The organism is Barnesiella sp. WM24, assembly GCF_004570975.1.
Taxonomy (GTDB): Bacteria; Bacteroidota; Bacteroidia; order Bacteroidales; family Muribaculaceae; genus Muribaculum.
The window spans coordinates 125,338-149,434 of sequence record NZ_SPPC01000004.1; the positions used below are offsets into that span (position 1 = coordinate 125,338).

The following is a 24,097-nucleotide window of genomic DNA, read 5'->3' on the forward strand; positions in this document are numbered from 1 at the left end:
GTTAAATGATACGAAACAGCGGCTCATTTTTCAGCGCGATTCCGCCGGTGACAAAAAATCTCATCATTATCAATTTCATCATATGGTTGGCAATGATGCTCATCCCCGGCACTATCGGAGCCAATTTCACGGAATACGGCGGTCTGCACTATATAGGCGCATCGGATTTCAACATCGCACAGATTGTAACCTACATGTTCATCCACTCGACAGGCGGCATAGCCCACTTGTTTTTCAACATGTTCACCCTGTTCATGTTTGGAATCACCCTCGAGCGTGTACTTGGCGGCAAGCGCTTTTTGTTCTATTACCTGTCATGTGGCATCGGAGCGGCGATAATCCAGGAAGCCACATGGGCGCTCATGATTGACTCCTTTGTAAACAACAATCTTGAGATGACCATTGCCAATTTCGCCCATGCCAACCACCTCAGCATGGAACAGGCTTATCAATATGTCACCCCCTCACAGCTTGCCACATTGCGCGCCTCTATCGAAAACGCGCTTGTCACCGTAGGAGCCTCGGGAGCGATTTACGGTGTGCTTCTTGCATTCGGCATGATTTTCCCCAATCGCCCGCTTTACCTGATGTTTGTACCGGTGCCAATCAAGGCAAAATGGATGGTGCTCGGCTATGGTCTTATCGAGCTTGCTCTCGGTCTTGGCGCGGCAAAAGACGGCGTGGCTCATTTCGCTCATCTTGGCGGAATGATATTTGGAGTATTCATGATTCTTTACTGGAAGCACAAAGGCATAATAAGCAAAAATGGGTATTATTGATCAGTTAAAATACCGATGGACAACAGGCTCGATGCTGGTGAAGCTTATCTTCATCAACATCGCCGTGTTTATAATCCTACATCTCATCACCCTCATCCTCTTGCTCGCAGGCATAAGCGCCGACACTGTACTTGCAGAAGTCGAACTCCCCTCCCGGATTGACTTGATGCTGACACGTCCGTGGACGCTTTTCACATACATGTTTGCCCAGTATGACCTGTTCCACATTCTGTTCAACATGCTGTGGCTATACTGGTTTGGAGTGATTTTCCTGCTTGCCGACACGTCCAAGCGCATGCTTGCCCTCTACATCTATTGCGGACTTGGCGGCGCCCTACTCTTCATGGCCTATTACAACGCCATGGACATGTATGGACTGCTTATCGGATCGTCGGCATCGGTAATCGGCATAGTTACCGCAACTGCGATAAGGCATCCCGACTACAAGATGGGGCTCATGTTCATAGGCGAGATTTCATTGAAATGGCTCGCCGTGATCACAATTGCAATCGACATGTTCAGCATAGGCGGAAGTAACGCCGGAGGACATGTGGCTCACATAGGTGGTGCCATAACCGGTGCGCTTTACGCTGTCTCGCAGAAAAAGGGCGTGGACATCACGCGTCCGTTCAGCGCGTGTGTCGACGGGTGTGTCAACATATGGCGACGCATCACCACCCCCCGCAAGAAGTCGGCTGAACGTAACCCATCGGCAGGACAGGCAAAACATGCTACGGGCAAAGACATGGAGTCTTCTCTCGACGAGATACTTGACAAAGTTAAAAAGTCAGGCTATGGCGCCTTGACAAAAGAGGAAAAGCAAAGACTGTTTGACGTTAGCAAAAGGATTAAATAATGAACAAGGTGGTTCACATCGGCAAAAAGACGTTCAAGAGCCTCTGGATGTCGGGCAACGTGGTTTTGGCGGTCATCACCGTCTTCTCAGCCTATTGCGGTTACATAAATCCCGACTCTTTTGCACTTGCCCAGGCTATAAACATGCTTTATCCCGGATTTGTGGCGCTGTCAGTGTTGATGATTATCGCCGACATTTTGCTTTACCGCAAGAGCGCATTGGTAGCGGCGGCGGGCATAATTGCAGGTACAGGACCGCTGCTTGACATATTCCCGCTCAACATAAAAAGCGGAAAACTGACGCCGGCAGAGGAAGAACGCTCTTTCACCGTAATGACCTACAACGCTTATAATTTCGTTGACAATCAAGGGATAAAACCAGAATGGGGCAACCGCACCTTATCCAATATACTTGCAAGCGACGCCGACATAGTGTGCATCCAGGAAGGAGCCGACATAACAGGACGACGCCACGGCGCAGGCTCCCGCGAACAGCGTGACTCCATACGCCAACGCTATCCCTATATAATAAACACCCCGGAGCTTGCAAGCGAGATATTGCTGTCCAAATTTCCGGCAAAACAGATACCGACTCCACAGCCCGACTGGGGCACAGGGAAATATGCCGCCTATATGCTTGACGTCGAAGGAAACGAACTGCTTGTAATAAATTGCCATCTGCAGTCTATAGGCCTGAGTCCCGGCGACAAAGAGACCTATCGGGATCTTACCGACAAAGAGCTTCGTCCAACCCGCAAGGAACTGTCGCAGGTAAAAAGCGACCTGATGCCAAAGCTACTGAGCGCATTCCGCATCCGTGCCCAGCAGGCTCGCCACATAAAGGCGTTCATCGACAGCATGAACGTAAAAAACGTGGTGCTTACAGGCGATTTCAACGACGTTGCAGGGAGCTATGCCTACCGCACCATAAGACGTTGCGGACTGAAAGACGCATATGCGCAATCGGCGTTCGGACCGACTATCACATACAATACAAGCCGCTTTTACTTCCACATCGACCAGATATTTTACCGAGGCGACCTGCGCTCGGTATCGGTTAAAGTCGGGAAGTCACGCAGCTCCGACCATTACCCGGTGTTTGCCACATTTCTATGGGAAAAGCCGGGTCCCGGATAAATGCCAATCAATTTAATCACATCACAATATCTTAAACCTCAATGAACCATCATTTTCTAAAAATCGCTGCTGCCGCGTTGCTTATTACCGGCACGACAGCAATCCAGTCTTGCAAAATGGAAAAAGAGCATCAGAACCCATTTGTCAGCGAGTATGACACCCCGTATGGCATACCGCCGTTTGACAAAATTACTTACGATGACTACATCCCCGCGTTGAAAGCGGGTATCGAGCAGCAGAAAGAAGCTGTTGAAGCAATCGTCAACAACCCTGCCGCACCGACTCTCGAAAACACAATCGTGGCGCTCGACCACAGCGCCCCGATTCTTGAAAAGGTGTGCAATGTATTTTTCAATCTCGATGAGTCCAACTCCACTCCGGAGATGACTAAAATCGGAGAAGAGTTTTATCCCCTATACTCGGCTCATGTCGATGAAATCTCCATGAATCCGAAGCTTTTCGAGCGAGTAAAGTCACTCTATGACAACCGCGAGAATATGCAGTACACCACAGCGCAGCGCCTTATGATTGAGAAATCATATGAAAGCTTTGTGCGCAACGGTGCGCTTCTTGACGACACGAAAAAAGAGGAACTTAAAAACATAAACGGCAAGCTCGCCGACCTCTATCAGAAATTCAACAAAAACCTTCTTAACGCCACTAACGCTTTTGAGCTCGTGGTCGACGACAAGTCACAGCTTTCAGGCCTACCCGCTACAAGCATTGCCGTCGCTGCTGAAGAGGCTAAAAACCGTGGCAAGGAAGGCAAATGGGTGTTCACGCTTCATGCGCCGAGCCGTCTGCCGCTGCTACAGTATGCCGACAACCGCGACCTCCGCGAGAAAATGTACAAAGGCTATACAACACTTGCCTCATCGGGCGAATACAACAACTACCCCGTAATCGCCGAAATCCTTAAAGCAAGGGTCGAGAAAGCCAAGCTTCTCGGATATGACAACTATGCAGCCTACATGACTGCCAATGTAATGGCGAAAAACGTAGACAACGCAGAAGAACTGCTCATGCAGATATGGAAGCCGGCAATCAACCGTGTCGGTGAAGAGGTCGCAGAGATGCAGGCTCTCAGCAACAAGGAAGGCAACTCATTCACTATCGAGCCCTGGGACTATTATTACTATGCCGAAAAGGTGCGCAAAGACAAGTACAACCTTGACGAAGACGAGGTGCGCCAGTATTTCCATGTCGACAGCGTACGCAACGGAGTGTTTGAGATGGCTCGCCGTCTGTATGGCGTCACTTTCACCGAAATGCCCGACGCGCCCAAATATGACCCGGAAGTGACTGTTTATGATGTCAAAGACGAGACCGGCAATCATGTTGCTGTATTCATGACCGACTACTTTACCCGCGCAAGCAAGCGTCAGGGCGCATGGATGAGCGAATTCAAGGGCTCCGGCTCCGATTATGAGAAAGTAGAGCGTCCGGTGATATTCAACGTTTGCAATTTCACCCACCCCACTCCCGACAGCCCGTCGCTGCTCAGCCTTGATGAAGTGGAGACAATGTTCCACGAGTTCGGTCACGGTCTTCACGGTATGCTCAGCCGCGCCAAGTACAAGAGCCAGGCAGGCACTAATGTGGACCGCGACTTCGTAGAACTTCCGTCGCAGATTCACGAACACTGGGCCATGGAGCCGGAAATGCTCAAAATGTTTGCCCATCACTACAAGACCGGCGAGGCGATGCCCGACTCTCTTATAGCAAAACTTCAGGCGGCATCAACCCATAATCAAGGTTTCACCACCACCGAACTTGTAGGCGCGGCGTTGCTTGACCTTCAGTGGGGACAGCTTACCGACACCACCGACATCGATGTGGAAAAATTTGAGAAAGCCGTTGCTGCAAAGCTTAACATGCCCAAGGAAGTGCAGTACCGCTATCGCAGCCCCTACTTCAAGCACATATTCGGAAGTGACGGTTACGCATCAGGTTATTATACCTATCTATGGGCTGAAGTGCTTGATGCCGACGGATTTGAGCTGTTCAAGGAGAAAGGAATCTTTGACCCCGCCACTGCAAAATCATTCAAGGAGAATGTACTTGAAATGGGTGGCAGCGATGACCCGATGGAGCTTTACGTAAAGTTCCGTGGCAGAAAACCGACACCCGAAGCTCTGCTCCGTAACCGCGGACTTATCAACCAGCCTGCAAAACCGGGAAAAATCAATACTCCCGAGAGCATCTGAAACTTCGGCTTATGACTGCACAACAACCTGAACGCTATCTCCGACAGATTATGCTGCCGGAGATAGCCGGCGAGGGACAGAAAAAAATCAGCGAGGGAAAAGTCCTCGTAATCGGGACCGGGGGGCTTGGCTCCCCGGCTCTGTTATACCTCGCCGCCGCTGGCATAGGCTCTATCGGGCTTATCGACGACGACACAGTCAGTGAGAGCAACCTCAACAGGCAGATTCTGCACTTCACTCCCGACCTTGGCAGAAAGAAGACTGAATCGGCGGCTGAGAAGCTTGGTCGACTGAACCCGGAAATCTCATTGACCACCTACCCCTTCAGGCTCACTGCCGAAAACGGGGAAAGCATACTGGCTCAGTATGACTTCATAATCGATGCAACCGATAATACACGTACAAAATATCTGATCAATGACCTTTGTGTCAAGACAGGTAAAGCTTACTCCCACGGGGCGGTACGTGGCATGCAAGGGCACACCTTCACCTATACTCCGGGCAATCCGTGTTGCCGATGCCTGTTTGGATTTGACATGGAAATTCCCGACATTCCGGCCAACACTCCGGTAGGTGTCATCGGTAGCATCGCCGGCATTATCGGGACTATTCAGGCGACTGAAGCAATAAAGTACATTACAGGCGCAGGAAATCTTCTGACCGGCCGACTGCTCCAGTTCAACGCCCTGACAATGGAGAGCTGCGTTACAAGATTCGCCACGCTGTCCACTTGCCGATGTGCCGCGAGCGAGAAGTAGAACTGTTATCCACTAACGACAAGAGGCGGACCACTCGATATAGTCCGCCTCTTGTCGTATCATAAAATTAACCTACTTTTTCACGGGAGTCTCCAGCATAACAAGATATGGAGTGCCTTCCACGGAAACCGTGTCGGCATCTGCATATGCAGAATAAGTCACTTCAGGTGTGTCCACCGTTTTTAAAGCATCAAGTGCGTTTGTGTGTGCGAGCACAGCCAACACCCCGGGGAGCATATAAACCAGGCTCACCAAAACAATAGAAATTCTTTTCATAAAGATATCGGTTGATTATTTTTCACCAGTTAAATAAATGTTTGAGAGATTTTGCTATTGAACCACAACAAAACATCAACGAATATATAAACATCCATAAGACATAAATTGTTCGCTGACCAAGTCAGGCATCACTAAAAAATACTTAGCCTCTGCCTTGTGATAATTCAATAACTCCATATCCGTATATAATAATTAGTGTGTGTATAATGCGTGTGTGTCCGACTGTCTTTCCCATTAAATGAAATGGCAGTCGTTGCAAATTTAAGTTTTTTTGGTGAAAGTACAAAAAAATCGATGGCATAATAAAAAATAATTAAATATTATGCCATCGACTAAGATCTCAGTCTGCAATCATATTGAGGCAGTGTCAATTTATGGTCACTTCTGCGCGTCGGTCAAGCGCGTCGGAAGCGAAAGCGTGGGTTGCGCCCTTGCCTATAGTGGTTACATTTTCAGCCGGTACACCGTGGGCAATCATGTAATCACCTACCGCCTTGGCACGCTCTTCGCTAAGACGTTGGTTGTAAGCGTCGCTTCCTTTACTGTCAGTGTATGCCACGACAGTAACGTCACTGTCATTCTTCTTTGCCTTGTCGGCAAGACGGTTCATAGGAGCATTGTCACGCACTCCCTCGCTGTCAAAATTGAAGAGATATATAACCTTGTTGACCGGATCAACTACCGCAAGTGTACCGGCAGCCGATGAAACCGGAGCCACTGCTGTCTCGCCTACAGAGGCGTTTACGTCACCTGCATTATTTGCCACAACCGATGCAGGGTCACGTCCCGGAGCACCTGCGTCAGCGTCAAGCGTAACGGCATCAGGCATCATACCGGCAAGACGCACGGGAGATACGACAGTTGCACTTCCATCGGGAGAAGTAGTCACTATACGATAGCCGGCAGCATCATAGACAGTGTGAGGTTTTTCGTTATTATATGCAGTCAACGATGTCGCCTTGTCAGAATCATGCCTGCCCCATATAAAGAAGCCGGCAAATACCAATGCTATACCAAGCAGAGCCGCAAGCAGTCCCCAGCGGAATGAACCTGTAGCCTCATCAGCGTCAGCCGTAGTCACAGTCGCGGCAGGAGGCACAGCTGCTGACGCAGCCGCTGTAGCCTTCCTCGATATAGCCGCCCTTACCTTGTGGGCGGGGAGTTCCAACGGTTCCTTGTGAGCCGGGAGCTCTTTCTGAGTCAAATCATACTTAGCCATAGTCTTAAAATTTATGGTTGCTATCTGATATAATAACCACAGGTCAGCTTTTTAAGTTTCAGAACTATCGTTAAGAATCACGTTTAAATTACTAATTAAAACTAACGAGGGGACTGTCTCGCAAGACAGTCCCCTCGTATATCAGGACTCTACCTAAAGGCAGATTATTCAGCGTATTTCTTTACGATAATGCTCGCGTTGTGACCGCCGAAACCAAATGTATTGGAAAGAGCGGCGTTGACAGTGCGCTTCTGAGCCTTATCAAATGTAAAGTTAAGATTATAGTCAATCTCTTCGTCCATGTCTTCAGGGTCGTGATTGATTGTAGGAGGCACGATGTCATCCTGCACTGCTTTCACGCAGAAGAGGGCTTCAAGAGCTCCGGTAGCACCGAGAAGGTGACCGGTCATTGACTTGGTTGAGCTGATGTTAAGATCGTAAGCATGGTCTCCAAATACTTCCTTGATTGCCTTGACCTCAGAAAGGTCACCGACAGGGGTTGAAGTACCGTGGGCGTTGATATAATCAACTTCCTCGGGCTTCATGCCTGCATCTTCAAGGGCATTCTTCATCACCAGTTTTGCGCCCAGACCCTCGGGATGAGTGGCAGTAAGATGGTAAGCGTCGGCAGACATGCCACCGCCTACAACCTCTGCATAAATCTTGGCGCCGCGAGCCTTCGCATGCTCAAGCTCTTCGAGCACGAGCACCGATGAACCCTCGCCTATCACAAATCCGTCGCGTGACTTGCTGAACGGACGTGACGCGGTTGAGGGGCTGTCATTACGGGTAGAGAGAGCGTGCATGGAGTTGAATCCACCCACACCTGCGGGGAATACCGCAGCCTCCGCACCACCGGTAACGATAGCGTCAGCCTTTCCGAGACGGATAAGGTTGAAGGCGTCGATAAGGGCGTTGGTAGATGACGCGCAAGCTGACACGACACCATAGTTGGGTCCGTGATAGCCATACTGCATAGATACGTGACCTGATGCGATGTCGGCAATCATCTTAGGGATGAAGAAAGGATTGTATTTTGGCCCCATTTCCTCATGATGCAACGCGTAGTAGCCGGCTTCCTCCTCAAAGGTGTGAAGTCCGCCTATACCGGCTGCAATAATAACCCCGACACGATTTTTATCAATGTCCTCGCCATCGAGTTTAGCATCAGCAACCGCCTGCTCTGCCGCAACGAGTGCATACTGAGCATAGAGGTCGAGCTGACGGAGCTTCTTGCGGTCAAAATGATCCGCGGGATTGAAGTCCTTTACCTCGCAAGCAAACTGGGTCTTGAATTTAGAGGCGTCAAAATGAGTAATAGGTCCGGCTCCGCTCTTTCCCTCAAGCGCGTTCTGCCAGGTTGTGGCAACATCGTTACCGAGGGGATTGACGGTTCCAAGACCCGTTACAACAACTCTCTTTAATTCCATTTAAAAGCGGGAAATAGAGTTATACGTTTTTTTAGTTCTTTGCTGCTTCGATGTAGTCGATAGCATCCTTTACAGTAGTGATGCCTTCAGCTTTGTCATCGGGAATAGTGATGCCAAATTCTTTCTCAAACTCCATGATGAGCTCTACAGTATCAAGGCTATCAGCACCAAGATCCTTAGTGAATTCTGCATTTTCAGTTACTTCGTTTTCATCAACGCTGAGCTTGTCAGCAATAATAGCCTTTACACGAGATGCAATTTCTGACATAATTATAAAATTTAATTAGTAATGATTTTCAATTTTGCAGTGCAAAGTAAGTAATTTTAATTGAATTACTAAAACTTTTCATTGCACAAATGTCCGATTTTTGCGCAATGCAATACAAAACACCTATTTATTGTCCTATTTTACGCCACTTTACGCACTATTTTATATGAATCGATAGGTAATACAATATTACAATCGGGTTACAAATGCACTATTTCACCCAACTGTTATCAAACTTTTTCACACCGTCACACGAGCAATTCCCGCCCTCCGGACGTTATATTATCATATAATTTATACACCAATAATCAGTTTTTAGACATGAGACCATTAAGCGGAACAGTAGCGGCGATAGCGCTCGTTATGGCAGCCTGTAGCGGCGGCAACACAGACAACACCGTAAAAGACTCTTCTGACGGCATCACCGACTTCGAGATAAAGCAGACTGTAAAATCGCTCGAACGAAACTACATATGTGAAGGGGCCGAGGCTTATTACAATGACTCCACTGAAGTGTACAGCACTGTAAGGATAGCGATTGAATGGCCTGAAAAAATGAACGGCTACAATCTGAAGTCGCTCCAGGACTCCCTTCTTGCAGCGATATTTGACAAGCCGGCCGCCACAATCAACGAGTCTATGCTTGCAGCGGCGGCACAGCCTGAAGGCGCCGACCTGTTCAAGATGAAAGAAATCGACTCGATTCCCACTGCCGAGCCGGCAATGGTATATTCAAAAGACATGATAGCATCGGTAATCACTTTCAGCCCCAAATTCATATCTTACCAGATAATGACAGCGACCTACAACGGGGGAGCTCACGGCATGACGGAGTCAAGCTACATTAATTACGACTTCAACACCGGAAAAGTGCTGACCTACGACAAGGCCTTCAGGCCCGACAGTGAGCCGGCTCTCCTGCAGGCTGTAAAGGACAATCTTATGACACGCTACAACGTGTCGTCGATGAAAGAGCTCGACAAGCGCGGCATATTCACCGACCAGATTTATGTAAGCAAGAATTTTTATATCCAGGGATATGAAATTGTCTTTCATTACAACCCCTATGAGATTGCACCTTACAGCGAAGGCAGCATAAACGTAAGGGTGCCTTATTTCCAGATAGAAGACTGTCTTACACCTGAAATCATGACGCTGCTTACCGACAATGATTTCTAAAACTCAAAGGGATAAGTAATATCCTGTAGAAACAAAGGATGTGGGGGCATGGAAGTACCGGCGGCACAGCGGTCTTTTGCCTCCACTACTTTTTTAAAGTCGTCAATATTCATCTTGCCTCTTCCCACCTCGACAAGAGTACCCACTACAGCCCTGACCATATTGCGCAGGAAGCGGTCGGCGGTGATGACAAAAAGATGCCGTCCCGGAGCGATCTCACGCCATTCGGCCTGAGTCACCCTGCATATGTTGGTTTTGGCATCGGAATGTAGCTTGGCAAAAGAAGTGAAGTCGCTTGTCGCCATAAGGATCCGGCAACACTCGTTCATCGCGTCAAAGTCGAGTCCGGGAGGCTCCTGCCAGCTGTGGGTGTAAAGAAAGGGCGACTTGCTGTCGTGGGTATAATAATAATATGTGCGCGAAGTGGCGTCAAACCGCGCATGTGCCTCGGCATGCACCGGCACGATAGAATGAATAGCGATGTCCCTGCCCACAAGCGAATTGATTCCGGCAAGCACCCTGCGGTCAACCGTCACAGGCGACTCCAGGTCAAAGTGCGCCACCATGAGGGCGGCGTTGACACCGGTGTCGGTGCGTCCCGCCCCGGTAATCTTGACCGGGGCGCGAAACACACGTGACAGTGACTCTTCAATGACCGACTGGACGCTGACAGCATTGGGCTGCGACTGCCAGCCGTGAAAAGGAGCGCCATTGTAAGACAGGCGCATGAAATAGCGTTGAGCCATCCCCGTCAGTCTTTTTCGAGATAGGTGTAGCCGTAAAGACCCGAGCGGTAGTTGCTAAGAAATTCCCTACCCTCCTCAGGCGTGATTTTGCCCGATTTCATGGACGAGGTAACCCATGTCTCCACATTCCTCACAAGACGCTTGGGATTGTATTGCACATAGTCAAGCACCTCGTCAACGGTCTCGCCATAGATAATCTGGTCAATCTCATAACGGTCTTTGTAGACGCTTATATGCACTGCATTGGTGTCGCCAAAGAGGTTGTGCATGTCACCGAGTATCTCCTGATATGCCCCGACAAGAAAAACACCTATATAATAAGGCTCGCGCTCGCGGAGCGAATGTACCGGCAGCGAGCTTGACGTTCCGTTATTGGAGATATAGTTGGAAATTTTTCCGTCAGAGTCGCAGGTGATATCCTGAAGCACGGCTGTGCGTGTAGGCTTCTCGTCAAGACGCGATATAGGCATTATCGGAAACACCTGGTCAATAGCCCAGGAGTCAGGAAGCGACTGGAATAGTGAGAAATTACAGAAATACTTGTCGGGAAGCATTTTCGCAATTTTGCGAAGTTCCTCCGGTGCATGTTTCAGTGTCCCTGCAATATCGCCGACTTCACGCGCCACTGACCAGAAGAGCTTTTCTATCTGAGAGCGCGTCTTTATGTCAAGCAACCCGAGGCTGAACAGGTCAAGAGCCTCCTCGCGTATCTGCAACGCGTCATGCCAGCTTTCAAATAGCCTCGGCTGGCTAAGCTTGTCCCATATATCATATAGCTCACGGGCAAGTTCATGGTCGTCGGGACCTATTTCCTGCCTGCTGTTCCATTCAGGAAGAGATGTAGTGGCAAGCACGTCAAATATCAGCACCGAGTGGTGAGCCGTCAGCGACCTTCCGCTCTCGGTAATGATATTAGGCTGCTTCAGGTTATTCTTCTCGCAGGCATCTACGATAGCCGAGATCGAGTCGTTGGCATACTCCTGTATGGAATAATTCATCGAGCTTTCGCTTGAAGAACTCCTTGTGCCGTCATAATCCACACCAAGACCTCCGCCTATGTCCATGAAGTCGATGTCAAATCCCATTTTCGTAAGCTGCACATAAAACTGAGTCGCCTCACGAAGGGCATTCTTGATACGTCGTATCTTGGTTATCTGGCTTCCGATATGGAAATGTATAAGCTTCAGGCAATCGGTCATCTTGTTTTTGGTAAGAAAGTCAAGAGCCTCCAGCAATTCGCTTGAGTTAAGTCCGAATTTTGACTGGTCGCCCCCCGACTCTTCCCATTTGCCCGAGCCGGAGCTGGAAAGCTTGATGCGGATGCCGATATTGGGCTTTATGCCGAGACGCTTAGCCGACTCTGCGATCATGGAAAGCTCGTTCAGCTTTTCCACCACGAGATATATGCGCCGCCCCATCTTCTGAGCAAGAAGGGCAAGCTCGATATAATCCATATCTTTATATCCGTTGCATATAATCAAGGCGTTCTCGGCAATGTTGGTGGCAAGCACGGCATGAAGCTCCGGCTTGGAACCCGCCTCAAGGCCTATGTTAAACTTCTTGCCGTGGGACACGATTTCTTCCACGACCTGACGCATCTGGTTGACCTTGATGGGATAGATTATAAAATTTTCAGCCTGATAATTATACTCTTTTGCCGCAGCCTTGAAACAACGTGATATTTTTTCAACTCGGTTGTCAAGAATGTCGGGAAATCGTAAAAGCACCGGCGCGGCGACATCACGCACCTGCAACTCATCAAGCACCTCCTTGAGGTCAACTGAGGCATGACCTTCACGGGGAGTGACGACCACATGCCCCTTCTCGTTGATGGAGAAGTATTTAAGTCCCCATCCATTGATATTGTACAGCTCCGCGCTGTCATCAATACGCCATTTTCTCATCGGCTGAAAAATTCTATAATTATACAGTTTTTATTAAAATCGGTCACAAAGATAGCTACTTTCGGTAAAACTGCGAAATTACACGCCGCCAATCATCATAAATCAACGATAGAAATCTCGCTCATGCCGGGCTTGAATATCTTTCCTTTCTTAACACTGGGCGTGCCATATTGTTTCCACTCGATATTGTCCCAGTCAATACGGTCGGTCGACTGCGCAGGCGCGACATGAGGTATCACGGCTCCGTCGCGCACAAGAATTATGCAGCGTAACTCGCCGTCAGCCTTGATGTCATGCCAGCCGGGAGCATATGACTTGCCTGTCTGATAATCTATCCAGTTGTTGCCGCCGGGCAGATACACGTCGCGTGACCCTACATTCTCAAACAGCGGAGCCACCATAATCTGCGAGCCAAACATATACTGGTCCTCTACCGACCACGCGCCTCGGTCGTCGGGAAACTCGACCAGAAGAGCCCTGAACATAGGAAGCCCGGTCTCGGTACACTCCTTTGCCTCGGTATAGATATAAGGCATCAGGGAGTATTTAAGCTCGGCACACTTACGGAAATAGTCGGTAAACTCCTTATTGTCATAGAGCCAGGGCTCGGTAGGAGGCGCACCGTGGGCACGGCTGTGGGAAGTCAGGAATCCCATAGGCAGCCAGCGGCGATAAAGCTCTTCAGGGGTGCTTGTGACAAAACCGCCTATGTCATGGCTCCAGAAGCTGAATCCGGAAAGTCCGAGCGAAAGGCCGCTCCTTACCGTACCTTCCATGCCGGTATCGGTCGAGGCGGCGTCGCCACCCCAGTGAAGAGGATAGCGCTGGCTGCCCGACCAGGCTGAACGCGCCCATATTATGTTTTCGCCATTGACCTTGCGCGTCACGTCGGCAACCGCCTTGTTATAGCGCACCGGATATATGTTGTGTTCATACCATCCTGTCCTGCCATTGTTGTAGACCGCCTCTATCGGCGCAGCCTCTCCAAAGTCGACCTTGATGGCGCCGACACCCATGGCAAGAAGCTTACCCAGTTTATCCTGATACCACTCCACCGTAGCCGGATTGGTAAAGTCAAGCACAGCATCCTCGTAGGGCAATGTCCCGTTGCCGTTTTTCACGGCAAGCCCCTTCTCCACAAGCTCGGGGAAATACTTGTTGCCCGGCACAAAATAAGGCAACTGCCAGAGGCTTATATGAAACCCGTCTTTCTTCAGGTCGGAAATCATCTTTGCAGGATTACGGAAACGCTCCGGTGAAAACTCGTAGTCACACTGCCAGTCGACATCAAACCATCCGGTGTCAAAATGAATCACATCACTCGGAATCTTGTTGGCTCTCAACTTGCGTGCCACTTCCCTGCCCTCATCCTCGGTGAAGTAAGATATACGGCTCATCCATGTACCAAACGACCACAGGGGCGGCATCTCCGGACGACCTGACAAAGCGGTGTAAGCACCAAGTATATCTTTCGGCGAACCGAAGAACACAAACAGGTCCATCATCTCGTCGGCCATAAACAGCTTGTTGGCGCCTATGTAGCTGCGCCCGACATCGGCTGTGACAGGCGCCGAGGTGTGCATAAACATTCCATACCCCCTGTCGCTGAAGAAAAACGGCACCGGCTTGTACATGTCGGGGGTCTCGGGTCCCTGCGGGTCGGTGACAAAAAGGTTAAGCTGCTGTCCGGTCTTATTGAGCGGGGTAGCCGACTCTCCGAAGCCGTAAACGCGTTCACCGGGAGCGAGCGACCACACGGGATTGATGCTGCGTGAATTGTCACTTCCGCGCTTGATGAAACTGAACGGCGCCACCTTCACCTGCGTGCTGTCATTGTCGCTCCACACCCTCGTGTGGGTAAGCTCCTTGCCGCTTCCGTCGCGGAGTATGAGACGCCATGGATATCCCTCGATTTCAAGTTCACCGTAAGGCGACTTATAATATATGTCATCACCGTCGCGTGACACAGTCCACGCCGAGCCGTCATACTGCGGCTGTCCGGCAAGCATCACCGACTCATAATCGTTTTCCTTTGGAGTTACGGGCGAAGTGTAGACCCTTATGCGCAACGTGCGGTCATTTACCGGGACTACCGTAAACTTCAGTTGCGGGTCCTGCGGATAGGCTGTGTCGGGAAAGTCGAGCGACTTCAACGGCTGGTGAAGATAGGTGTTGGCGTTAAAAGCCTGACGCGGCATAAGCTGCTGGCGTTTCCACTCCACTACACCGGTGCCGTCGGCTGTGTTAAACGATACAAGACTGTCGGCAAAAAAGTAAGTGTTACTCAGGTCTGAAAAATCACGGCTCATATCCTTTGTCTGTGACAGAAGATATGCCGAGCCGGCATTGGTTTTGGTCTCACCGCTCATGGTAACGGCGACCGAGCAGGCGGCAAGCAAAGTGACGCCGCTCTTGAAAAATCGGTTGATAGTCATTGCAAATATGATATTTCCACAAATATAGACATCTTTTTCCGAAAAGAGTGCAAACGAGTGTCTAAAATGTCGTATATTTGTCGTTACGAAATATTCCAACAACTAAAGTTATATAACTAATTAAACATCATGAACAGCAAGTTATGCTATTCGGTAGTATTGGGAACAGCGGTGCTTCTCACCGGCTGCGGAAAGAAGATGAATCAGTTTAAGGCTGACTACTTCACCGTCAACCCCAATCCCCTTGAAGTGGTAGGCGACAAGGTACCCGCCACAGTGACCGGAAACATTCCCGGCAAATTTTTTGTAAAGAACGCGGAAGTCACCGTGACTCCCTACCTTGAGTTTAACGGGACAGAAGTGGCCTCGGCTCCCTACACCTTCCAGGGCGAGAAAGTACGCGGCAACAACCCCGTGGTTAATTTTGAATATGGCGGCACAGTCACCATCCCCGTGCAGTATGTCTACAACCCCGACATGCGCAAGAGCGACCTCTCCCTCGGATTTACAGTAAAGCAGGGCGGAAAGCAGTATGTATTGCCGCGAGTGAAAGTCGCCACAGGCGTAGTGGCAACAGCGGCGCTTGCCGATGTAGGCACAGTGACCCCCGCCATCGCTGCCGACAAGTTCCAGCGTGTCATCAACGAGAAGTTTGACGCCGACATAAAGTTCCTCATCAACCAGGCAAATATCCGCGACGGCGAGCTGCGCTCTTCAGAGATGCAGAATCTCCATCAGGAAATCGTCAAGGCTAACGACGACGGACGCCGCGAAATCAAGGAAATCAACGTGACATCCTACGCCTCTCCCGACGGTGGTCTAAAGCTCAACACCAAGCTCGCCGAAAACCGCGAGAAAAACACCGTCAACTACATGGAAGGCAAACTGAAAAAAGACCACATCAGCGACTTCGGTGAACTGACAGCCGACTTCACCCCCCAGGACTGGGAAGGCTTCAAGAAACTCGTCGCCCAGAGCAACATCCAGGACAAGGAGCTAATCCTCAGCGTGCTCTCGATGTATAAAGACCCCGAACAGCGCGAGCGCGAGATACGCAATCTCTCGTCAGTATTTGACCAGCTTGCCGAGGAAATCCTCCCGCAGCTCCGTTACTCTCGCATCACTGCGTCTATCGACGTAATCGGAAAGAGCGACGAAGAGATAATGAACATCTACAAGCTCAACCCCAAAGGACTTACTGTCGATGAGCTCCTATATGCAGCTACCCTTACCGACGACAATGAGCAGCGCATCCAGATATATGACACAGCCGCGAGCATCTACCCCAACGACTATCGCGCGTTTAACAACCTCGGTATGTGCCAGTACATAGACCAGGACTACGACGCCGCACAGGCTTGCTTCGAGCAGGCTGCCAAGATGGCTCCGGAAAGCGGCGAGGCGCAGATGAACCTCGGACTCGTGTCGCTGCTTAACAACAACTACAAGGACGCTACCGCACGCTTCGGCAACGCGGCAGGAGTGCCGGCACTCGCCGACGCACTGGGCGTATATTACATGAAGCAGGGCGACTACAACTCGGCGATCAGAGCCTTTGGCGACAGCAAGAGCAACAATGCCGCACTTGCTCAGATTCTTAACAAGGACTACAGCAAGGCAAAGACCACACTCGGCGGCATCGACTATCCCGATGCAACCACCTACTACATCGCTGCAGTGCTCGGTGCGCGCACCAACAACAGCGACATGGTCTACAACAACCTCCGCGAGGCAATCAAGCTTGACAAGTCACTTGCCGACCAGGCTAAGAGCGACCTTGAATTTTCTCGCTTCAACCTCAACAGCCTCTACTAAGAAACCTCCGCTACACATTAATTAATATAGCGGTGTAGCTGCGGCTCAACAAAAAGCGTGTGTGTGGTGACCGTCGTGTCATCACACACACTTTTTTATTGCCGTTTCCAATAATTATAGTTATCTTTGCAATCACAAACCATCCACTTGCGGTAGTAGCTCAGTTGGTAGAGCATCAGCTTCCCAAGCTGAGGGTCGCGAGTTCGAGCCTCGTCTACCGCTCCAGCGCAAAGGATTGAACAGCAATAAATTAGCTAAGTTCAATCCTTTCTTTTTACCAATTCACAGTAAAAAAATACGGTATTTCAGGAGCGAAATATGCCGAAAAATGACAAATTTGGGCTAAAATGTTTCGCAAAATATTATGTTGACATCCCAACACACCAAATTATCAAACAAATCATCAAAGTAAATCAAAATCCAACGGAATCTAATATGAATTATATCTATTTTTTGTAAATTTGCATATGGATTGATGGATTGATTTTTTATCCAGGACATAAGTTGTAACTATGGCTTTACTTATCATTTTAGGATTGTGTATCATTGCTGTAACAATTATTGTCATAACAGCAAAACGTCTAATGCTAATAAAGGAGTCAGAAAAGCTATCCTTACGTTTAGAGAATATTACACCTTATCAAATATCACATAAATACAGAAAGGAAAACCAGCACCAATATGAGGTAATCCGTTTTAGTGATATCGAAACTGTTCTGGAACACAGTTTCGACGGGCAGTTCATAACTTCTCGAGAGTCCAAACTATTTGCGGACTATTATTCCGAGTTGTATAATGAAGTAAACGACTATCTAAAACGCTTTGAAATCTTAAATATCAAGCCTACAGAGATAATTGAAAAATTTGCATCTGATTTTGAGAACATACAATGGCTTGTAAAAAGTCACAATGAACGATATCTAAAAGATGAATTGGACAGATATTCTGATTTCTTCGACCATTGCTTAAAATACCCGTTGGATAATCAGCAAAGACGTTCTATTGTTTCTGGTGAAGACAATTGTTTGGTTGTAAGCAGCGCAGGAAGCGGAAAGACATCGTCCATTATAGGGAAAGTTAAATATTTAATTGAAGTAAAACACATAGAACCTCAAAACATACTTCTGATAAGCTACACCAACAAAGCTGCATCTGAACTTACTGAAAGAATGAATATTGAAGGATTAAAAGGTTACACATTCCATAAACTTGCCATTGATATCATAGGACAAAATACGGGCAAAAAGCCCTCAATCTGTAGTAATACAGATGCACTCTTTTTGAAAATTTACCAAGAATTATTAAATATTGCACCGTTCAAAGAAAGTGTAGTTAAATACATTATTGACTTTCAAACACAAGAATCAGATTGGGAACAGCGAAAAGATGAACGCAGACAACAACTGTCAGAGCAAAAAATCGCGCACATCAAATCAAAGGTTCCAGACATGGATGGAAAGACAGTTTATGTAAAAAGCGAACAGGAACAAAAAATATGCCTTGAATTATCCTCTCTTGGCATAAAATATCGATACGAGGAGCCATATGAGTATTCCTTAGCTGATGAAATGCACTCTCAATACAAGCCTGATTTCTCCATTTATTTTGAAAAAGATGGGAAAACAAAGCGCATATATTTAGAACATTTTGGCGTGGATGAACACAGCCTTGTCCCATTATGGTTTGCTAAAGAAAAAGGTATCAGTTATGACGAAGCCAATAAGACATATAATGATAGCATAGCCTGGAAAAAGGCAGCTCATGAAAAGTTTGGCACGAAATTAATAACGACCTCAAGCGCAGACTTCTATCATTACGACATAAGAAGCAGATTGAAAATTTTGTTAAAAGGAGCGGGAGTTCCTATTCAAGAAAAAACCGATGTTGAATTATATAATATGGTTCTTCCGCCCAATAGCAAACAGGAAAAATCGTTTATCCGCCTTATTGTAACGTTTGTGACATTAGTAAAATCAGCTTGCAAATCTATAGATGACATATTAAAACAAGCCATAGAAGCAAGAGACGAACGTAGTGAATTTATTATCAGAAACATTTTCCTACCGGTTTATCAACTTTATATTGAAGAATTAAAAAGACAAAATCAGATAGACTTCACAGATGCGATTTTGCAAGCGACAGACATCTGCCGTTTCTCTAATAATACTAAATATGACTATATTATAGTCGATGAATTTCAAGACATATCGCTTGACCGCTACAATTTCTTGAAAGCTCTGCGACGAGGAACTCCACCAGCCAAATTATATTGCGTCGGAGATGACTGGCAATCTATATATCGCTTTTCCGGAAGCGATATGGCTCTCTTTAATCAGTTTCAAAAATACTTTGGACCAACAGACATTAACATGATTGAAACAACATACCGATTTGGGGAACCGCTAATTAACCTGTCCTCACATTTTATTCAACAAAACACTGTTCAATTAAAAAAAGATATACATCCTTTTAATCAACAGAATAGAACTGATCTAAAATTCTGCGCATATGATCGAAACAACTATTGCAATATTATCGAACAGTTGGTTGAACATATCCCTTTAGATAAATCAATATTCCTGTTAGGTCGCTATTCTTTTGACGATTATTACTTATCTTTCAGATATAAATCGGCAAAAGAAGGAAACAGATTCTTTTACTTTATAGGAAATAGAAAAATAGAATTCCTAACTGCCCATAAGTCTAAAGGACTTGAAGCAGACTATGTAATAATTCTTCAATGCAACAAAGATACATATGGTTTCCCTTCCCTTTTAAGTGATGACCCGGTACTTAATTATGCTTTAATAAAAAGTGACCCATATCCTTATGGCGAGGAACGAAGATTATTTTATGTAGCAATAACAAGAGCAAAGATAGAGACGATAGTTCTATACGACAAACGATTTCCTTCAGTATTTGTCAATGAATTTTTAAATCCCGAAAAAATCACCAACGAAAGCTATTTGAAGCATCCCAATGCTAATAAAAAATGGACCAAGAGTGCTGATCAATTTTTATTAAAGCTTTATAACGAAGGCAAAAGCATAAAATATATCTCAGGAAAAATGGGCAGAAGTCAAACTTCAATTGTAATGAGATTAAACAAACTAACCCAATAACATATTTTTCGATTATAGAAACATCACAAGCAAACACCAATCATTCAATCAGCCAATATCATTTATAGAAAACGGCTAAGCAAACAGCTAAGCAGCATCCCATATGCCATCAGAATATCGCTCCGGGAATTGCGGGAAAGGGTTTATAGTGTTATCTTTGCCGTATAAATTACTATGTTATGAATATAAAGTTTTTTTCAGCGATTCTTTTGATGAACCGATTGACTTGAATAACGATTTCATTTAGGCAGGGCTACTGATTCTAACTTGGCTATTTATTCTAAAGCAGATAATGTGATGAATTTTTTAGGCGTTGAGAGGTACTAATGAAAGCTATTTATATCATATGTTTTGTTGTTGGTTTATGTGGGTGTGTGGATAGCGTTTCTCATACTCGGGAAAAAGTAGACCAATCTAATATTATTGTTGATGAGGATCTGTATCACAGCGACTCAATATATTTGATAGTGAAAGATAAGGACAAATTATCTTCATCTGACACTGTTAAAATTGAAATAATCAACAATAAAGATACAATTTGTTCAACAGGACAATATTACAAGATCGAACAACTGGTTGGTGACCATTGGGTCGCAGTCCCTTTGGGTCCTGGAATATTCTATGATATTGGTTATGAGATTCAAGCTCATAATTCGAGAAAATTTGAAATAGATTTAAACGGAACTAAGGACGTTCTTCGGAACGGTGTTTATAGAATAAGTAAAATTGTTAAATTTAGGGGAGAAGAATTAGTCATTTCAGATGAAGTTACCATACATGAATAAAAAATAGAGGGCTAAGCCCTCTATTTTTTATTCATGCTGTTTCAGGGATTGGACCTGCATTAGTTCTTCCGCCCAATAGCAAACAGAAAAAATCGTTTATCCGCCTTATTGTTCGCAAATTTCATCACCAATACATTGAGTGCTATCGCCGCTTACTGCTTTTTCCCAAAGAAACCGTCGATCTCTTTGGAGTTTGTGACAGATAACCAGCTAACTTTGTTCTGTTTGCTTATATCGAACTCACGTTCTTTATCTACTCTATATCAGTTAATTACAAGTAACGGTTCAAAAACTGACAAATATTAATGTTACATTAGTGCCCCGACAATAACTTTTTTTGTAAATTTGCAATTGATTCACCATATGTCATAGAGTTGACATTGTGAGTCAACATTTTTATGAAAAGGTGTTATTGAAATTTTATCTTCGGTTCTCAAACTTGGTCGTCTGAAAACTGCATGAAGATGAGATTGGCAATAGCACCTGCATCGGTAGCTTGTATCCTGCCATTATTGGCAGACTATATAGCTATATCGGTGTGGGGCTATTGTTTTATCCATGCAGTTAGGTAGACCAAGACCTGAGACCGGATAAAACAAAATACAATCCTCACACCTTTTTTGTGTTCAACAACAAAGACGTTTCAATGGAGGATGAGAAACACAGTACAATAAAATGAAAACATTTAAGTTTTTCGCATTGGCTGTTTCAGCAATGCTGGTTAGCCCGTCAATCACATCTTGCAGTAATGATGACGACAAAGACAATGGAGGTTCAATCACCCAACAAGGCATAGGGCTGCCGCGTCATCTTGAAAAAGTGAATTACAGCGGTTCATATAATAATGGCGCTGTATACGACAATTTTACCTATGATGACCAAAACAGAATCACCTCCTTCACCGACGCAAGTAATGAGACCATAAAATGCACCTACTCAACCTCATCAATCACACTTGGCGGATTGAATTGCACTTTAACCGGAAACCGTATAACAGAGATAAAGGATAACTATGGTGGAATATTTAGATTTGAATACAACAGTAACAATCAGCTGATTCACGCGACCGAGACCATTTCAAACTCTTTCTTGAACATCTCTTCTGAGATTAATTACAAATGGGAGGGAGGAAATCTGATACAATATACTTCTACTGAAAAAGAACATGGAGAGGAGTCGCAATCATATGATGTAAAATTTACGTATGACGGCACAAAATCATCAGCACCGATATTGATGATGCTTAATGCCTCTTGGCTTAATCCTTTATATTTTGAAATCAACAGCGATGTTTGTCTACTTGGTATGATGGGCTATTTTGGAAATATGATAACCGAACTACCTGTCAGAGTTGAAATCACACAAACCAACGACAAACGAAACTTCATTTATGAACTTGAATATGAACTTGATTCATCCAACTATCCTAAAAGTGCCCATTATATAAGAACAGGCAGCGAAGGACAAGCAAGCGGCACATACACTTATGTCTGGAAATAGTTTAATTCCAGATTGACATAAACACACACTCTGGAACCGGCGCCGACACATCCTCACAGGTGCCGGTTCAATATATCTAAAAACAAAGAATAAACACACATCGGAATTGCGGGAAAGGGTTTATAGTGTTATCTTTGCCGTATAAATTACTATGTTATGAATATAAAGTTTTTTTCAGCAATAGCCGTTACGGCGGCACTATTCTCATGCTCAGGCAATAAAACCGCCTCTGACTCGACAAATACCGGTTCTCAGGAGCCGACAGCCGACATCAAAGGCAAATGGTTATTGGAAAATATCGTGGTAAACGATTCGGTTAACGTGCGTCCGGCAGAGGAGATAGAAGACCCGCGCCAGTATATCGAGTTTGACGACAGCACATATTTTATCTCCACCAACTGCAACTCAATATCCGGCTGGTACAAGATAAACGGCGACTCAATCATCCTTGGCGACGGCGCCATGACAGAAATGGCATGTGAAAACATGGCTACAGAAGACATGCTCCGTCAGGTGCTGCCCTATATCTCGACGATAGACGTAATCAACGACAGCATCACGCGCCTCAACAGCGCGGAGGGACCGCAATATATTGTGCTTCACAAAATCGCGGAATAATCACAAAACAGCGCGTCGGCATGAATGTGGAGGAGTTCAGGGATTACTGCCTGTCACTCGGTGAAGTGACCGAGAAGATGCCGTTTGGTAAGTTTGCCCGGCGCTATGACTCCGTGCTTGCATTTTATACGCTCGACCACATGTTTTGCTTCGTTGACATAGACGACTTCAACTATGTAAATGTCAAGTCGACACCCGGGGAGATTGCGGCAATACGCGCCTCACGCACATCGGTCAGCGACCCGCTCAACCGGAGTCTGCGCTACTGGATACAGCTCAACCTCAACGGAGACATCCCTGACTGCGAAATCAGCGCCTGCGTCAGGCGCGCCTACGACATTGTAAGAGAAAAATATCAGAAGAAAACGGCAAGCCGCCCCAAAAACAATCCGTCAAACGGCAAGCCATAACAAGGGTCTTATCATGAACAGCAACCACGAAACAAGGATTGACGTGACAAAGCAGACGCCTGAAGAACTGGCACTTGCCTCCAAGCAGGCGCAACTCATATTCAGGTTTAACAACACCATGCCCGGCACAGCCGAGTATGAAGAACTCATGCACAGTATTTTCCCATCAATGGGAGAAGGCAGCAGAGTCAGCCAGCCACTTACAGCCGTCAGACCCCACATGGTAAATATAGGCAAAAATGTAGTTGTGATGCCCGGATGTCTTATGATGTCGGCAGGGGGCATTACGATTGAAGATGGCGCCATGATAGCCGCCAATGTGCAACTCATATCAAACAACCATGACCTTTACGAGCGGCAGGTAATCACCTGCAAGCCCGTCCACATAGGCAAAAACGCATGGATTGGCGCGGGAGCCACCATACTGCCGGGAGTCACCGTAGGCGACAACGCTGTAGTAGGCGCGGCAAGCGTAGTCACAAAAGATGTCGCCGCCGACACTGTCGTAGCCGGCAATCCGGCAAGATTCATCAAGCGCATACCGCCCCTGCAGGAGTGTTCAATGAGAAACGAGGATGACGAAATGATTCAGCTCGGGCTTGACAGCTGCGGCGACTGAAAGCGACCACCCCGCCGATTTTCGCCATAAGC

Annotated in this window: 20 protein-coding genes, 1 tRNA gene and 1 pseudogene; 15 read left to right on the plus strand and 7 right to left on the minus strand. The window is 46.8% G+C overall.

Translation table 11 applies throughout. The features are described 5' to 3' along the window. Nucleotides 1–5: 5 nt before the first annotated feature. From E4T81_RS05365 to E4T81_RS05385, 5 genes are read left to right on the plus strand one after another with little or no spacing between them, the layout of a single operon-like run. Complete coding sequence (locus E4T81_RS05365; RefSeq protein ID WP_135042165.1) at nt 6–779, plus strand: rhomboid family intramembrane serine protease; 774 nt, start codon at nt 6–8, stop codon at nt 777–779. Continuing rightward, nucleotides 766–1,635, plus strand: a complete 870-nt coding sequence (locus E4T81_RS05370; protein WP_135042167.1) for a rhomboid family intramembrane serine protease — start codon at nt 766–768, stop codon at nt 1,633–1,635. Before E4T81_RS05365 ends, E4T81_RS05370 begins: the two co-directional genes overlap by 14 nt. Then, nucleotides 1,635–2,771: an endonuclease/exonuclease/phosphatase family protein gene (locus E4T81_RS05375; RefSeq protein WP_135042169.1), complete on the plus strand. Its 1,137-nt coding sequence runs from the start codon at nt 1,635–1,637 to the stop codon at nt 2,769–2,771. The genes E4T81_RS05370 and E4T81_RS05375 overlap by 1 nt, the downstream gene beginning before the upstream one ends. A gap of 41 nt (nt 2,772–2,812) precedes the next feature. Further along, nucleotides 2,813–4,978, plus strand: coding sequence for a M3 family metallopeptidase (locus tag E4T81_RS05380; RefSeq protein ID WP_135042171.1), 2,166 nt, complete (start codon nt 2,813–2,815; stop codon nt 4,976–4,978). Between the two features lie 11 nt (nt 4,979–4,989). Continuing rightward, the gene (locus E4T81_RS05385; protein WP_135042173.1) at nt 4,990–5,736 is read left to right on the plus strand and encodes a HesA/MoeB/ThiF family protein; all 747 of its coding nucleotides are present in this window, start codon (nt 4,990–4,992) and stop codon (nt 5,734–5,736) included. 72 nt (nt 5,737–5,808) lie between these two features. Here the strand turns inward: E4T81_RS05385 and E4T81_RS05390 are convergent, their stop codons facing one another. The 4 genes from E4T81_RS05390 to E4T81_RS05405 all read right to left on the minus strand — a co-directional run bounded on the left by E4T81_RS05390 (nt 5,809) and on the right by E4T81_RS05405 (nt 8,932). Beyond that, the gene (locus E4T81_RS05390; RefSeq protein WP_135042176.1) at nt 5,809–6,012 is read right to left on the minus strand and encodes a hypothetical protein; all 204 of its coding nucleotides are present in this window, start codon (nt 6,010–6,012) and stop codon (nt 5,809–5,811) included. 370 nt (nt 6,013–6,382) lie between these two features. After that, the gene (locus E4T81_RS05395; RefSeq protein ID WP_135042178.1) at nt 6,383–7,234 is read right to left on the minus strand and encodes an OmpA family protein; all 852 of its coding nucleotides are present in this window, start codon (nt 7,232–7,234) and stop codon (nt 6,383–6,385) included. A 164-nt stretch (nt 7,235–7,398) separates the two neighbouring features. Further along, complete coding sequence (fabF, locus tag E4T81_RS05400) at nt 7,399–8,664, minus strand: beta-ketoacyl-ACP synthase II (RefSeq protein WP_135042180.1); 1,266 nt, start codon at nt 8,662–8,664, stop codon at nt 7,399–7,401. Between the two features lie 31 nt (nt 8,665–8,695). Beyond that, nucleotides 8,696–8,932: an acyl carrier protein gene (locus tag E4T81_RS05405; RefSeq protein ID WP_135042182.1), complete on the minus strand. Its 237-nt coding sequence runs from the start codon at nt 8,930–8,932 to the stop codon at nt 8,696–8,698. 321 nt (nt 8,933–9,253) lie between these two features. On the opposite strand from E4T81_RS05405, the gene E4T81_RS05410 reads away from it, so the two are divergent. After that, nucleotides 9,254–10,111 (plus strand): RsiV family protein, encoded by an 858-nt coding sequence (locus E4T81_RS05410; protein ID WP_135042184.1) that lies wholly within the window; start codon nt 9,254–9,256, stop codon nt 10,109–10,111. Here E4T81_RS05410 and truA read toward each other — a convergent pair. The 3 genes from truA to E4T81_RS05425 all read right to left on the minus strand — a co-directional run bounded on the left by truA (nt 10,108) and on the right by E4T81_RS05425 (nt 15,130). After that, a complete protein-coding gene (gene truA / locus E4T81_RS05415; protein WP_135042186.1) occupies nt 10,108–10,857 on the minus strand; it encodes a tRNA pseudouridine(38-40) synthase TruA in 750 nt (249 codons plus the stop codon). The two genes, E4T81_RS05410 and truA, sit on opposite strands and share 4 nt — an antisense overlap. Before the next feature lie 5 nt (nt 10,858–10,862). Then, nucleotides 10,863–12,761 (minus strand): biosynthetic arginine decarboxylase, encoded by a 1,899-nt coding sequence (gene speA, locus E4T81_RS05420; protein ID WP_135042188.1) that lies wholly within the window; start codon nt 12,759–12,761, stop codon nt 10,863–10,865. Nucleotides 12,762–12,856: 95 nt separating this feature from the next. Beyond that, nucleotides 12,857–15,130, minus strand: coding sequence for an alpha-xylosidase (locus E4T81_RS05425; RefSeq protein WP_245207020.1), 2,274 nt, complete (start codon nt 15,128–15,130; stop codon nt 12,857–12,859). Nucleotides 15,131–15,325: 195 nt separating this feature from the next. Here E4T81_RS05425 and E4T81_RS05430 point away from each other — a divergent pair, with 195 nt between their 5' ends. From E4T81_RS05430 to E4T81_RS05470, 9 genes and pseudogenes are all read left to right on the plus strand, one after another. Continuing rightward, nucleotides 15,326–17,011: a tetratricopeptide repeat protein gene (locus E4T81_RS05430; RefSeq protein WP_135042190.1), complete on the plus strand. Its 1,686-nt coding sequence runs from the start codon at nt 15,326–15,328 to the stop codon at nt 17,009–17,011. Between the two features lie 149 nt (nt 17,012–17,160). After that, nucleotides 17,161–17,236, plus strand: a tRNA-Gly gene (locus E4T81_RS05435). Nucleotides 17,237–17,523: 287 nt separating this feature from the next. Then, nucleotides 17,524–20,133: a UvrD-helicase domain-containing protein gene (locus tag E4T81_RS05440; RefSeq protein ID WP_135042192.1), complete on the plus strand. Its 2,610-nt coding sequence runs from the start codon at nt 17,524–17,526 to the stop codon at nt 20,131–20,133. Nucleotides 20,134–20,459: 326 nt separating this feature from the next. Then, the gene (locus E4T81_RS05445) at nt 20,460–20,918 is read left to right on the plus strand and encodes an immunoglobulin-like domain-containing protein (protein WP_135042194.1); all 459 of its coding nucleotides are present in this window, start codon (nt 20,460–20,462) and stop codon (nt 20,916–20,918) included. 111 nt (nt 20,919–21,029) lie between these two features. After that, a pseudogene (locus E4T81_RS15860) lies at nt 21,030–21,140 on the plus strand (IS982 family transposase); the annotation flags it as partial. A gap of 453 nt (nt 21,141–21,593) precedes the next feature. Beyond that, nucleotides 21,594–22,418: a DUF4595 domain-containing protein gene (locus tag E4T81_RS05455; RefSeq protein ID WP_135042196.1), complete on the plus strand. Its 825-nt coding sequence runs from the start codon at nt 21,594–21,596 to the stop codon at nt 22,416–22,418. 156 nt (nt 22,419–22,574) lie between these two features. Beyond that, a complete protein-coding gene (locus tag E4T81_RS05460; protein WP_135042198.1) occupies nt 22,575–23,036 on the plus strand; it encodes an META domain-containing protein in 462 nt (153 codons plus the stop codon). Between the two features lie 20 nt (nt 23,037–23,056). After that, on the plus strand, nt 23,057–23,446 hold the full coding sequence (locus E4T81_RS05465) for an MmcQ/YjbR family DNA-binding protein (RefSeq protein WP_135042200.1): 390 nt from the start codon (nt 23,057–23,059) through the stop codon (nt 23,444–23,446). 13 nt (nt 23,447–23,459) lie between these two features. Continuing rightward, nucleotides 23,460–24,065, plus strand: a complete 606-nt coding sequence (locus E4T81_RS05470; RefSeq protein WP_135042202.1) for a DapH/DapD/GlmU-related protein — start codon at nt 23,460–23,462, stop codon at nt 24,063–24,065. The last annotated feature ends 32 nt before the right edge of the window (nt 24,066–24,097 follow it).

What these genes read in the sequence shown, in the direction of transcription:
- E4T81_RS05365 (WP_135042165.1), top strand. Translation starts at nt 6, where the DNA reads ATGATACGAAACAGCGGCTCATTTTTCAGCGCGATTCCGCCGGTGACA.
- E4T81_RS05370 (WP_135042167.1), top strand. Translation starts at nt 766, where the DNA reads ATGGGTATTATTGATCAGTTAAAATACCGATGGACAACAGGCTCGATG.
- E4T81_RS05375 (WP_135042169.1), top strand. Translation starts at nt 1,635, where the DNA reads ATGAACAAGGTGGTTCACATCGGCAAAAAGACGTTCAAGAGCCTCTGG.
- E4T81_RS05380 (WP_135042171.1), top strand. Translation starts at nt 2,813, where the DNA reads ATGAACCATCATTTTCTAAAAATCGCTGCTGCCGCGTTGCTTATTACC.
- E4T81_RS05385 (WP_135042173.1), top strand. Translation starts at nt 4,990, where the DNA reads ATGACTGCACAACAACCTGAACGCTATCTCCGACAGATTATGCTGCCG.
- E4T81_RS05390 (WP_135042176.1), bottom strand. Translation starts at nt 6,012, where the DNA reads ATGAAAAGAATTTCTATTGTTTTGGTGAGCCTGGTTTATATGCTCCCC.
- E4T81_RS05395 (WP_135042178.1), bottom strand. Translation starts at nt 7,234, where the DNA reads ATGGCTAAGTATGATTTGACTCAGAAAGAGCTCCCGGCTCACAAGGAA.
- fabF (WP_135042180.1), bottom strand. Translation starts at nt 8,664, where the DNA reads ATGGAATTAAAGAGAGTTGTTGTAACGGGTCTTGGAACCGTCAATCCC.
- E4T81_RS05405 (WP_135042182.1), bottom strand. Translation starts at nt 8,932, where the DNA reads ATGTCAGAAATTGCATCTCGTGTAAAGGCTATTATTGCTGACAAGCTC.
- E4T81_RS05410 (WP_135042184.1), top strand. Translation starts at nt 9,254, where the DNA reads ATGAGACCATTAAGCGGAACAGTAGCGGCGATAGCGCTCGTTATGGCA.
- truA (WP_135042186.1), bottom strand. Translation starts at nt 10,857, where the DNA reads ATGGCTCAACGCTATTTCATGCGCCTGTCTTACAATGGCGCTCCTTTT.
- speA (WP_135042188.1), bottom strand. Translation starts at nt 12,761, where the DNA reads ATGAGAAAATGGCGTATTGATGACAGCGCGGAGCTGTACAATATCAAT.
- E4T81_RS05425 (WP_245207020.1), bottom strand. Translation starts at nt 15,130, where the DNA reads ATGAGCGGTGAGACCAAAACCAATGCCGGCTCGGCATATCTTCTGTCA.
- E4T81_RS05430 (WP_135042190.1), top strand. Translation starts at nt 15,326, where the DNA reads ATGAACAGCAAGTTATGCTATTCGGTAGTATTGGGAACAGCGGTGCTT.
- E4T81_RS05440 (WP_135042192.1), top strand. Translation starts at nt 17,524, where the DNA reads ATGGCTTTACTTATCATTTTAGGATTGTGTATCATTGCTGTAACAATT.
- E4T81_RS05445 (WP_135042194.1), top strand. Translation starts at nt 20,460, where the DNA reads ATGAAAGCTATTTATATCATATGTTTTGTTGTTGGTTTATGTGGGTGT.
- E4T81_RS05455 (WP_135042196.1), top strand. Translation starts at nt 21,594, where the DNA reads ATGAAAACATTTAAGTTTTTCGCATTGGCTGTTTCAGCAATGCTGGTT.
- E4T81_RS05460 (WP_135042198.1), top strand. Translation starts at nt 22,575, where the DNA reads ATGAATATAAAGTTTTTTTCAGCAATAGCCGTTACGGCGGCACTATTC.
- E4T81_RS05465 (WP_135042200.1), top strand. Translation starts at nt 23,057, where the DNA reads ATGAATGTGGAGGAGTTCAGGGATTACTGCCTGTCACTCGGTGAAGTG.
- E4T81_RS05470 (WP_135042202.1), top strand. Translation starts at nt 23,460, where the DNA reads ATGAACAGCAACCACGAAACAAGGATTGACGTGACAAAGCAGACGCCT.